The sequence below is a fragment of the Candidatus Edwardsbacteria bacterium RifOxyA12_full_54_48 genome (assembly GCA_001777915.1).
GTDB lineage: Bacteria > Edwardsbacteria > AC1 > AC1 > EtOH8 > UBA2226.
The window spans coordinates 67,222-79,258 of the sequence record MFFN01000001.1 but is presented as its reverse complement, the minus strand read 5'-3'; the positions used below and the strand labels follow the sequence as shown (position 1 = coordinate 79,258).

Annotated in this window: 7 protein-coding genes; all 7 read right to left on the bottom strand. The window is 51.8% G+C overall.

Annotated features, from left to right (window positions below):
* Positions 1 to 5 precede the first annotated feature (5 nt).
* The 7 genes from A2273_10285 to A2273_10255 all read right to left on the bottom strand — a co-directional run bounded on the left by A2273_10285 (position 6) and on the right by A2273_10255 (position 12,026).
* A complete protein-coding gene (locus A2273_10285; protein ID OGF09006.1) occupies positions 6 to 395 on the bottom strand; it encodes a hypothetical protein in 390 nt (129 codons plus the stop codon).
* Between the two features lie 30 nt (positions 396 to 425).
* Positions 426 to 854, bottom strand: coding sequence for a division/cell wall cluster transcriptional repressor MraZ (locus tag A2273_10280; GenBank protein OGF09145.1), 429 nt, complete (start codon positions 852 to 854; stop codon positions 426 to 428).
* A gap of 340 nt (positions 855 to 1,194) precedes the next feature.
* Complete coding sequence (locus tag A2273_10275) at positions 1,195 to 3,321, bottom strand: hypothetical protein (protein OGF09005.1); 2,127 nt, start codon at positions 3,319 to 3,321, stop codon at positions 1,195 to 1,197.
* Between the two features lie 1,869 nt (positions 3,322 to 5,190).
* Complete coding sequence (locus tag A2273_10270) at positions 5,191 to 6,909, bottom strand: hypothetical protein (GenBank protein OGF09004.1); 1,719 nt, start codon at positions 6,907 to 6,909, stop codon at positions 5,191 to 5,193.
* A 170-nt stretch (positions 6,910 to 7,079) separates the two neighbouring features.
* Positions 7,080 to 9,686: a DNA polymerase I gene (locus tag A2273_10265; GenBank protein OGF09003.1), complete on the bottom strand. Its 2,607-nt coding sequence runs from the start codon at positions 9,684 to 9,686 to the stop codon at positions 7,080 to 7,082.
* Positions 9,674 to 10,129, bottom strand: coding sequence for a hypothetical protein (locus A2273_10260; GenBank protein OGF09002.1), 456 nt, complete (start codon positions 10,127 to 10,129; stop codon positions 9,674 to 9,676). Before A2273_10260 ends, A2273_10265 begins: the two co-directional genes overlap by 13 nt.
* Positions 10,130 to 10,226: 97 nt before the next feature.
* On the bottom strand, positions 10,227 to 12,026 hold the full coding sequence (locus A2273_10255) for a hypothetical protein (protein ID OGF09001.1): 1,800 nt from the start codon (positions 12,024 to 12,026) through the stop codon (positions 10,227 to 10,229).
* Positions 12,027 to 12,037 lie beyond the last annotated feature (11 nt).

Genomic DNA, 12,037 nt, shown 5'->3' with positions numbered 1-12,037 from the left:
GCAATTCAAGCCACGGCCGACAACGGGGGATTCTCCAGGTCCGGATTCTCCTGCCGTTTGAAAAGATCGCCCTGGGCGGCAGCATCGTTGTCCAGGATCTCGAAGGATTCGGCCGCCCCGGCCATCCGCAGAATGTTCACCAGGTAGGGGGACAGGCCGCTCAGGATCAGGTCGCCGCCGTAGCTGCGCAGACGTTCGGCCCGCTTTAAAAGGATCTCCACCCCCCGATAATCCATGTGTTTTACCTGCGACATGTCCATCTCCACCCTGAAGCAGTTCCTCTTGATCACCTTCAAAATAGCTTCCTCGATCTGGAAAAAACCCTGGAGATTGATCATCCCGTTGACCTCAAGCTTAGTAGCGTTCTGTCCGGCCGGTAAAACCTGAATCCTCATCTCAAATCTCCCTATATGTGATGAAATGGTTTAAAGCTGTTTGACCAGTTCCTGGTAGTTGTCGCTGTTGTCGCCCAGGAATTTTTCGTAGGCCGAGGGGTTCCATAGTTCGATCTTGTCCATCACCCCCGCGATCACCACCTCCTTGCTGAGGTTGGCCTGCTTCTGGAACTGGGCGGGGACGATGATCCTCCCCTGCGAATCTATCTCCACCGGAAAACTCTCGGCCGAGAAGATCCTGATGGCGTTGCGGTTCTCCTCGGTGCGGGGCAGGGCGTTCAGCTCCTCCATCTTCCTCAGCCAGTTGTCATTGGGATAGACGAACAGGCAGCCGTCCTTGAGGCCGCGGGTGATCCACAGCTGATTGTTGGCCTGGGCGGAGATCATCTTTCGAAGCTGGGCCGGGATATTGAGCCGGCCCTTGGCATCGAGATTATGATGATAGGTTCCTCCGAAAATGGTCATAATGGCACCTCCCGAGCCGTTTTTGTTGGAACGGCTTATGATGGGTAACAGGGCTTTATGCGTAAGTTATTGAAAATATGGATATCTGGGATTAAATTCCACTCTTATCCACTATGCCCCACTTTGTCCCACTTCGAACCATTTTATATACATTTTGCCCCATTGTCAAGTAAAAAATGAAAATATTTTATATTTTTTTACCTGACTTGATCTTGACCAAAAAACCAATAAAAAAAGCCCCCATTGAGGGCTGAAAAAAGTGGTTTCCGTTGCACCAAGTTTTTAACAAAAAAGGGGCGGCAAAAATGCCGCCCCTTACTGAGAAAATGTTTGTTTACTTGATCACCACCATCTTCTTGGTAGCCTTAAAATCGCCCGATTCCAACCTGTAAATATAGACCCCATTGGCGGCAGTTCTCCCCGAATTATCTTTGCCATTCCAATTTGCAGAATAAACCCCGGGCTGCTGCTGGCCGTCAACCAGGGTATTCACCAATTGCCCCAGCGTATTGTAGATCTTCAGGCTGACATTGCCGGGCTTGGCTAATTGGTAGCTGATCTTAGTCTGGCCGTTGAATGGGTTGGGCGCGTTCTGGGCCATAGCGTAGACATAGGTCAGCGGCTTGCCGCCCTCTTCCGCCAATTGCGCTCCGCCGGATTTTTTGGCGCCGCCCCGGCCGGTGGCCTTGTCATAGGCATAAAGCTCCCATTTATCGCAGGTGACAATCTTGTCCTTTTTCAGATTGACTATCCTGACAATCCCCTCGCCGTCGTGGGTAACGCTATTCGGCAGGTCCTTCTCGAAGACCACAGACTGGCCGCTGGGAACCTTTACCGAGCCCAAGGAGACATCATCCACCCATACCTGATAGACATAATCGGCCTTATCGGCGTATTCCTGGTAGAAGGTGAATTTCATGGTCTGTTTCTGGTCGCGATCCAGGGTCGGCAGATAATACTCCAACGCGGTGCTATCGTAATCAACCGTTATAATGCCAGTGGAAGCGATTGCATCGCTGGCTCCGTAAACAATATAACCGTCCCGCTCGATAAGATATATGGATGCCGCCTCGCCGCCCACGTCGGCCGCGGCCTGCGCCGTTACCTGTCCGGCCTCATCCCGGGCGATCAGCGAATACAGCGGCCCGGTTCCCTCGGTCCAGATGGTGGTCATCTTGTTGCCGTCGACATTCTGGCGGTAGGCTATCTGGGGGTATACCGCCGGCTGGCTGGGATTCTTGCTGTAATCCAGGCTCGGTGTCCAAACATAATCGCTGTAATTGGCAAAAAAAGCGTTATAGTGATCGGGATCAACTGCGCTCTGCTCGCTCCAGGCCACATAGTTTCCGTCGAACACCGGATTTAACGATGCGGTGGCCGGGTTGTTGCTGACGTTCTCGGCATTTTGCCAGTAGAAGCTTTTGATAATTGCATCGATGGTATTTTCCAACCGGGGGTAGCCCCAGTTGCCTTTGCGATGTTGAATATCGTTGCCCTCCTGCCAGACTATATGCACATCTCCGAAAAAGGCCAGCGACGGCTCGGCGGAAAATACTTCCGGGCTGTTGGTCAGATTGATCTTTTCCTTCCAGGCGCCAAGATACGGGTCATAACCCCGCCAGTAGATCTCTCCCTCGTAATCCCAGGCTACATGAATGCCGCCCTTGGAATCCAAGCAGATGGTCGGGCTGGCAAGATTGGGATCCTGCCCGCCCCAACTGCCGGAAGCGCTGTCCAAAACCGTCCAGGCATAAGCTGTCTGGCCGGTTGCTTTAAAGCCATATAAAAGCTTCCAATACCAGGTTCCGCTCTGGCCGCCGATCTGGTATTGGGCATCCACCCGCTCAATTGCCAGATGAGTTCCGGCGTTATTTATCGCCATTGATGGCGGGCTGACGTAATGGGTCTGCTCCCAGGAGCCGGCAGCCGCCAGTATGGTTTCTTCCGGCAGCCAACCGTTGCCGGCTCGTTTGGCGGATTTCAGAACCCAGCCGACATTTTCGGTCTCGGCTTTCCAAAGCATGGTGGTATCTTCACCATAATAACCGATAGCAGGTACAGGTTTGATGCCGCCTGAGGCAAAACCAGAGGACGGGGTCCAGGTTATACCGTCGTCCCATGATTGCTGGTAAAGAACCGAATCCCCGGAACCGTAAACCAAGAATAATCTACCCTTATCATCGTAAACCAGATGTTTGCCGTTGTTATATGCGGTGGCTAATATTGTATTTGAGTTGGTAAGAACTTTGGTGTTTAAAAATACCTGCTCGCTCCAAGGGGCTATGTTGCCGGAACGATCCATAGCAGTAACCGAGAATATCAGGGTCTGGCCCACCAATTCATCCGGCACCCGCCATTTCCACTGGGTACGTTCTATGGGCGAGGCATGGGAAACATGATAGGCATCCGGCTCGTATTCGCCGGGGTCTATGCCGCTGATCTTTTCGGCGAAAACGCCCATCGGCTCGGGACAAACCCAGTAGCCGCCGAGGTTGGGTTCGTCGGTTGCAGGTAGCCAATTCAGGGTCATTGTGTTGCCGACAACTGAATAATCACCAGTAGGCGCAGCAAGTTTACTTGGTGCCAAGTTATCAAATGCAACACCGGTAGTAGGCGAAGAATACGCCGATGGTTGATTATATTGATCTACTGCTTGAATAACGTATTCGTATTTTCGGCCGCTTTGAACACTATTGTCATATTTTTTCCAGGGATCGCTTATATACCCAATAGCTTTGTAAGTAGTTTCTCCCTCCAATCTTCGACCAACATTGTATTTATAGTAAACTGAAGGCTCTTCCGGCATTTCCCAATATAATAAAATTGTTTCACCGTTATCATCAGGCATGTCCATAGCTTTTAAATTATATGGAACGGGCGGCGGCGCAGGCAACGGATCGCCATTGGTAGGTTCCCCGTAACCAACATATATACAATTATAAAGACCGTCATAATGAATAACCTTAACCCAGTAATGATAGCGCATTTTATTTATTGCAGTGTTATCAGTAAATGAATAACTATTTTCCCAAATAGACGCGGCTGAGTTCGAAAGCACAGACCCAATCAGCTCTACTGGGTAATTGACGATCTCCGACGTGGTTCGCAATATATCATAGCGAACTACCTCAATCTCCTGCATAGGCGACCAATTGATTATAACGCTTCTCGCGTCACTGAATATATCTGGGCACAGATCTCCATCCTGATAAGGCGGAAGATAGCTATGTGTATATATAATCCCGTTTGAACCGCCAACCAAATACTTTGTTGTATAACCACTCCCACCGGAACTGGCATACAAATCCACCCGGTTTGATATTTGCCCGTAGCCGCTGTTGTGAACAAACCCGTCGCTGCCGACAAACATGCTTTTGCCGAATTCATTTCCGCCCAGGGAGCTGAGCCAAATACTGGACGGAACGTTATCGGCGCCGTTTGAGATATCGGGCACTATTTGATTGAAAGCGGAGCCGTCGAAGATATAGCCGTGGTTAAAAGAGCCTGACCAGGTGCCCCAACCGTAATGGCCCATTTTATTCGGCGCAAGCGTTAGTGTGTAGTCAAAATATGTATCATCCGACCATTTATAATAATTATCAGGCAACTCCTTCACTACCGGCGAATTGGACCATGTATTTCCACCATCTGAACTATAATTTACAAAACCGAAATTATCACAGGCTACCCTAACATAGGCCGAATTCGTCGGGTCGGTGTAAATGCTGTTAAACCAGCCGGAAACATCAGAGGGTTCGGTAATGGGAGTACTCGTTGTTTTTCCCCAGTCAACACCCCTATTTCCTGACACCAATATTATTCCATTGCCGCAGGCAATATAGCCTGTTCCGTTGTTGGCAAAGGAAACATCCTTAAAGGCCGTGCCGGAAGGAAGGGTGGGCATACTACTTGGCTCTATCCATGTAACGCCACCATCGGTAGTCCTAAATATTTTTCCACCGTAATTATTCGGCTCGCCCTTTTTCTCCCCCACAATCCAGCCGTATTGGCCTTTCATCTCAATGGCGTTAAGATTGTATTCGGCAATACCGGTTATGGTTATTTTCCCCCAAACGCTATTTACCTGCCGTAACACCAAGCCCTCATTGCCTACTACCCATGCATTCTTGTCATCAATCATTTGAATGTCTTTTATCGCGGACGAAGCAGTATATTCCGGTAGCCATTTATTTACCTGCCATGCTTTGGGGTCTTCCTCGGCCAGGCACAGTGTTGCTGTCAGCGCCAATAACGCCGTAGTAATGATCATTATCCGCCTTTTCATTGGGTTTCCTTTCTTTGGGTTTTAAATGTTATGTTATCCAATAGATCAACGTATCAGCGTCATCTTTTTCGCCATGCTCTTTCCCCCCATGTTAAGTTTATAGATATAAACCCCGTTGGAAACCGCACGGTTGCTGTTGTCCCGACCGTCCCAGGTTATTGACCCCGCCCTACCCTCCCCGATGCGGAGAGGGACTGAGTTGTCGTTGATAAGCGTTTTGACCAATTGCCCGGCAATGTTGTAAACTGACAAGTTTACAGAGCTATTAGTAGTTAGTTGATAGTTGATAGTTGTTCGGGTTTTAAACGGATTGGGATAATTCTGCCCCAGTCTAAACGCTGGTCGCTGTCCGCTGTCCGCTGGTCGTCCCGCCACCCCCTCCGGCCCGGTATATTTGCACAGCCAGATCATATTGCCAGTATCGGCAAAATAGTTGCTGACCAAAAACTCACCCTTCACGTCGCCATCAACATCCGCGGCAGTGGCTATCTTTCCGCCCAGAGCATCACCTCCGGGCGTGCTAGCCCTGCCGATTATATAAGCATCGGGTTGTTGTCTCATAGTTGCCCTTCGCAGCCAAAGATATACTTTGCCTGGATCACCAAAGGCCAAAAGTGCGCTGGCCAACTTATCACCCAATTTATCATTATCGGCATAACCGGCAGAACATGACCAATAGCCAAGGGCACTATCTGATAAATCATTACCCGTCATCGCCCATAATGGCGTTATCTCGCCCATAGTGTCCCCCGGCACCATATAACATTTGCCCCGGTCAAAACTGCCAGTAGTAGAAGGCCAATCCGGTGTGCCAAACCAGCCCACAGACGCAAAACCGTTTGTATCTGCTGGCACACTGCTCACATTATATGCAGCAAGCCTTTGATAGGAAGCTTCGCCATAAATCCAACCATCAGCTATAGTGTCTATCTGCTCGCCTTTACTTATATAATAATATATTTTGCCGGCAGCATTACCAGTTTTAGCATTAAGATAAGCGCCAATTATCAAATCGTTATAACCGTCTTTATTGTAATCCATTGTCCCATCCATACTATTTCCGAAGTTTTCGTAATACCCGGCTTCGGTATGTCCGTTCAATATTATATCCGGCCAATCATCCACCCCCGAAGTATCTCCGAAATAAATATACACCCTGCCGCGTGCGTTTAGTTCGCCATAATCTGGCGCTCCAATAATTAAATCATCTACCCCGTCACCATTTATATCCCCGGCGGAAAGGGCTTGGCCGAAATTTGTGGCCGTGGCGCTGCCGTAGCCGTCTATTACCAAATCGGGTTTTGGGTTAAGATCAAACCCGGTTCCGTAATGTATATTTACCTGGCCTTTTTCAGAATTTACCCCAACACCCCGGCTATCGCCAATGGCTAAATCTCCATAACCATCCTTGTTAAAATCGGCTATACAAAAAGAAGGGTAATTACCCAAAGAATCATATATTATTGTTTGCGAAGGTATTGTGCTTAATGTTAAACCACCATTAAATATATATATTTTAACCATATATCTTATCCAAGGTTCATTAAGGGATGAGTCTAATGCAGTAACAAAATCAGAATATCCATCGCCATTCAAGTCGCCGCTGGCCATTGCAAACCCCCACCCCTGCCAATACACGGAAGTCTCGGGTTTGGCTTTCTGCCAGATTATCTCCAGGTTGTGGGTGGTTTGCCCTCCTGCCGGCGCAGCCGGCAGAATTGCCAATGCCAAACTAAGAATTGCAAATATAGATATGCGTTTCATATATACGCCTTTCACATTGGTTAACGGTAACATTATTAGGCATTTTTGTCAAGTATATTTTTTATGCTGGGGGGGGGGGATATATAGTGTGGCAATGGCCTGTAAATAAAAATGGGCGGTTGGCCCGCCCGCTTACTTTTGTCTGGTGGCATTTGACCCTGTTCACCTGTTCAGTGCGCCTGGAACCAGTTCTCCCCCTCGCCCATCTCCACCACCACCGGCACCGAGATCTCGATGGCGTTCTCCATCTCCTGCTTGACTATTTTTTTCACCCTGGCCAGCTCGTTCTTCTCCACCTCGAACAGCAGTTCGTCGTGGACCTGGAGGATCATTTTGCTTCTGATCTTCTCATCTTCAAACCTTCGGGCAATGTTGACCATGGCCAGCTTGATCAGGTCGGCGGCCGTCCCCTGGATGGGGGTATTGACCGCGGTGCGCTCGGCAAAGGCCCGCCGCTGGCCGTTGTCGGAGTTTATCTCCGGCAGGTAGCGCCGGCGGCCCAGCATGGTGCAGACAAAGCCGTCCTTCTTGGCCTGGGCGGTGGTCAAGGCTATCCAGGCCTGAACCTGGGGAAACTGTTGGAAATATTGTTCTATGAATGTGGCCGCCTCGCCCACTCCGATGCCCAGCTGCTGGGCCAGGCCATATGGTCCCATGCCGTAGATGATGCCGAAATTGATGGCCTTGGCCTTGCGCCGCATGTCCGGAGTAACTTCGTTACTTTCTATGCCGAACACGGCGCAGGCCGTCTCGGTGTGAATATCGCGCCGGGACTTGAAGGCCTGCTGCAGGCGCTGGTCACCGGATAGGTGCGCCACCAGCCGGAGTTCCACCTGGGAATAATCGGCCGATAACAACAGGTGGTCCTTCTCGGCAATGAACCCCTTGCGGATCTCCCGGCCCACCCCCTCCCGCATGGGGATATTCTGGAGGTTGGGATCGGAGGAGGACAGCCGTCCGGTCTCGGTCAGGGCCTGGTTGAAAGTGGTGTGCAGCCTGCCTGTCCTTTCGCTGACCAGGGCCGGCAGGGCATCCACGTAGGTGGATTTTAACTTGAACAGCTGGCGGTAATCCAGGATCAGCCGCGGCAGGGGATGGACGTTGGCGAATGATTCCAGCACCGAAACGTCGGTGGAGTATCCGGTCTTGGTCTTTTTGGCCTTGCCCACCTTCAATTTCTCGAAAAGGATCACCCCCAGTTGCTTGGGAGAATTGATGTTGAACTCTTCGCCCGCCTCTTTATATATCTGCTTCTCCAATTTGCCGATCTGCTTTTCCAGATCGCGTGACATGGTTTTGAAAATATTCAGGTCCAGCAGGACCCCGAACGATTCCATCTCCGCCAGCACCGCCAGCAGGGGCATTTCCACCTTTTGGAACAGCTCGGTCAGATTTTTTCCATCCATCTCCTGCTGAAATTTTTCCTTGAGGGATTTGATGGCGTCCAGCCTGCGCCCCAATAGCTGATCGCGGGTCTGGTCGTCGACCTCGAAGGCCAGCTCGGTCTGTTTCTTGGCGGATGGCTGGGCCGCCTCGAAGGCCAGTCCCAGATGCTCCCCGGCCAGGGACTCCAGGGACTGATGATGCCTCCAGGATGGGTCTATCAGATACGATGCCAGCATGGTGTCGAACATCGGACCGTTCATGCCCTGACCGCTTTTCCGAATGGTAGATTTTAGGTCATGGCCGATCTTGATGATCTTATGATTCTCCCAGATCGGCTTGAGTTTGGCCAGGTTCTTGTTCTCCACTATCAGCGGCTTGCCGTCCACCATCACCGCTGCCCTAAAAAGTTTGTCCTGGCGGAACTCCGGCTCAAAATATAATTCCCCGGCCTTCTTGATCTTACCCAGCACCAGCTCCAGGTCGGTCCCCGCCTTGACGGTCTGGAACTCCACGCTTTTCACCTGCCCGGCCTGAAACTCCCTCAGCAGCGAACCAAACTCCAATTCGCGGAACAATTGGGACACCCTCTCCCGATCCGGCTCATGGACCCTCAGGTCGGACAGAGAGACCAGCGGCAGTTCATCCAGGTGCAGGGTCACCAGTTCCCGGGACATCACGGCCTGCTCCCTGTTATCCTCCAAAAGTTTTTTTATGCGGGGTTTCTTGACCTGGTCCAGATTCTGATATAGGTTATCGAACGACCCGAATTCTATTATCAGCTCGGTGGCGGTCTTGGGTCCGATGCCCGGCACGCCCGGGACGTTGTCCGCCGCATCTCCGGACAGGGCGAAGATGTCCTTGATCTTGTCGGGGATCACCCCGTATTCCCGCTGGACCTCGGCCGGCCCGAAGATCTGCTCCTCGTTTTTGCCGGTCCGGGGGCGGATCACCTTGATCTTGTCAGTGACGATCTGCAGCAGGTCCTTGTCGCCGGTGACTATATAGCTGGGCCAGTTCTTGGCCTCGGCCTGCTTGGCCAGCCCGGCCAGGACGTCGTCGGCCTCGTAGCCGTCGTTCTCCAGCACCGCTATCTCCATGGCCCTCAGTACCTGTTTGATGCGCGGCAGCTGCGCTTTCAGCTCGTCCGGCATGCCGGGACGCTGGGCCTTGTAGGCCTCGAATTTTTCGTGGCGGAAGGTGGGGGCCTTGGTGTCGAAGGCCACCCCTAAATAATCCGGTTTATGTTTTTTAAGCAGATTGACCAGGATGGTGGCAAAGCCGTAGCTGGCGCTGGTGTTCTCGCCTTTGGAGTTTATCAGCGGGTTGCGGATGAAGGCAAAGTAGGCCCGGTAGGCCAAAGCCGTGCCATCGACTAGCATTACTGTAGGCATGACCCCGCCCTTTCTCCCTCCCCTAAAGCTTTAGGGGAGGGTTGGGAGGGGTCACTGCCAATAATTTGTTCTAAAACCCAATCTATTCTGTTTATAACGTCTTCGTTTTTAAATCTCATAATCCTAATACCTTTTTCTCGTATTATTCTATCCCTTAGCTCGTCATAATCTCTTTGTGTTTCATGAATACCACCATCGACTTCAATTACCAAATTCAATTTATTACAATAAAAGTCAGAAACAAAACCATCGATTATCTGCTGTCTTCTAAAACGCAGTCCGGGATATTTTCTTTTACGCACAGCGTTCCAAAAGCAACGTTCAGCGAAAGTCATATGCTGTCGCATCCATTTTGCCATCTCCAGTTTCTCCCGGTTTATCGAGTGGCCAGTGGAGATGCCTGGCTTATTCAGCCTTTTACTATAGATTTGATGATCACTCATTTATCGTTATTAAGATATCACACCCCATTCCAAAAAACAAGCAAAAATAAGGGCCTCCAGAATAACCGGAGGCCCAGGGCAGATATTTTCTATTTATTTATTTTACATTCCCATTCTCCTGCAGCTTCTCCTTCTCCCGCAGGGTCACGTAGTAACCATCCTGGGCCATCAGCTCCTGATGGCTGCCCTGCTCCACGATTCGGCCGTCCTTCAGGACCAGTATCTGGTCGGCCCGCTCGATGGTGGAGGTCCGGTGCGAAATGATGAAACAGGTGACCTTCGGCAGTTTTTCAGTGAGCTCCTGCCAGACCAGGGCCTCGGTGGTGCCGTCCAAAGCCGAGGTGATGTCGTCCAGTATCAATATTTTGGGATGCCCCAGGGCGAGCCTCTCCACGATGGCCCGGGCCAGCGATGCCCGCTGCTTCTGCCCCCCGGACAGGCTGGTGCCGCGCTGCCCGATAAGGGTGTCGTATCCCTTGGCAAAGCCTTTGACCTCCTTCTCCAGCTGGGAGATGCGCCCGGCCTCCACCGCCCGTTCCTGATCCACCTCTTCCCGGTGGAAGATGACGTTGTTGAGGATACTGTCCGAGAACAGCAGGGCCTCCTGCGGGGCGTAGCCGATGATGCTGCGCAGCCCGGCCAGGCTGAAATCTTTTATATCGGTGTCATCAATACTGACCGAACCGGAGGTCGGATCGTGCAGGCGAAGCAGCAGGTGCACCAGGGTGGTCTTGCCGCAGCCCACCTCTCCCATCAGGGCCACCTTCTGCCCCTTGTCAACCCTGAAACTGATGTCTTTAAGCTGCAGCTTACCGCTTTTCCCGTAGCCGAAGGATACCTTTTCAAAATCAATTGACCGGTCGAAGGACGCTTCCCTGGGGCTGGACGGATCGCCGACCTCGGCCATTGCGGTCTCCAATTCATGGGCCCGAACATAGGACACCGAAGCCCGCTTGGCGGTCACGAAGAAATACCCGATGTTCCACAGGGGCTCGATCAGCATCAGGCTGTAGGTATTAAAAGCCACAAAACTGCCCAGGGTCAGGCTCCCCTTGATGACCAGGTGCCCGCCCACCAGCAGCACCACCAGAACCCCCAGCTGATCGATGAAAATGTTCGAAGAGTTGAACAATCCTTCCGATTGGATGCTTTTGACCTCGGCCTTTATCCGGTGGTCCATGGCCCGGGAGAAACCCAGCCTCTGGTGCTCCTGGCGGTTGTAGACCTTGAGCACCCGGATCCCGGAGAAGCAGGCCTCCAGAAAATCGTTGACCGCCGAGATGGCGTTCTGCAGTTTCAGATACCGCCGTTCGAAGGTCCTCTCGTTGAACAGGAACAGCCCGGCCACCACCGGCACCGGCAGCAGCGAGAAGGCCGCCAGGGTGGGGTTCATCCGGAACATCACTATCAGGATGAAGCTCAACAGCACCAGGCCCTGCACCGCCCGGAACAGGCCGGAGCAGGTGAACCAGGACAGTTTCTCCGCCAGGTCGTCGGTCAGCCTGGTGACCACGTCCCCGGTCCGGTAGGAGGACAGGGTTGACGGCCCCAGCCTGGTGAGGTTGGCAAAGATGTTGTTCCTGAACTCGGCCTCGATATTCATGTTGGTCCAGCCCCGGGTGGACATCAGTATCCAGTTGACCAGGGCCGCCCCGGCTCCCAGCAATAAAAGGTACAGCACGTAGCGGTTCAACTGATGAGCCGGAAGCTTGTTTACCAGGCCGTCCACCACCATCTTGAAGAAGATGGGGTAGCTGATGGCCAGCGCGGTATAGACCAGGGTCATGATCAACAGCACCAAAAGTTTTAGTTTGTGCGATTTCCAGTAGCGATACAGCCATCCGAAGATGAGCTTTAAACTGCCGGTGTCTTTTTTATTTTCTATTTTGTTTGACATAAATTTATCAG

Excerpts from the sequence above, each read along its gene's own strand:
- A2273_10285 (OGF09006.1), bottom strand. The coding sequence starts at position 395 with ATGAGGATTCAGGTTTTACCGGCCGGACAGAACGCTACTAAGCTTGAG.
- A2273_10275 (OGF09005.1), bottom strand. The coding sequence starts at position 3,321 with ATGGGCGTTTTCGCCGAAAAGATCAGCGGCATAGACCCCGGCGAATAC.
- A2273_10270 (OGF09004.1), bottom strand. The coding sequence starts at position 6,909 with ATGAAACGCATATCTATATTTGCAATTCTTAGTTTGGCATTGGCAATT.
- A2273_10265 (OGF09003.1), bottom strand. The coding sequence starts at position 9,686 with ATGCCTACAGTAATGCTAGTCGATGGCACGGCTTTGGCCTACCGGGCC.
- A2273_10260 (OGF09002.1), bottom strand. The coding sequence starts at position 10,129 with ATGAGTGATCATCAAATCTATAGTAAAAGGCTGAATAAGCCAGGCATC.
- A2273_10255 (OGF09001.1), bottom strand. The coding sequence starts at position 12,026 with ATGTCAAACAAAATAGAAAATAAAAAAGACACCGGCAGTTTAAAGCTC.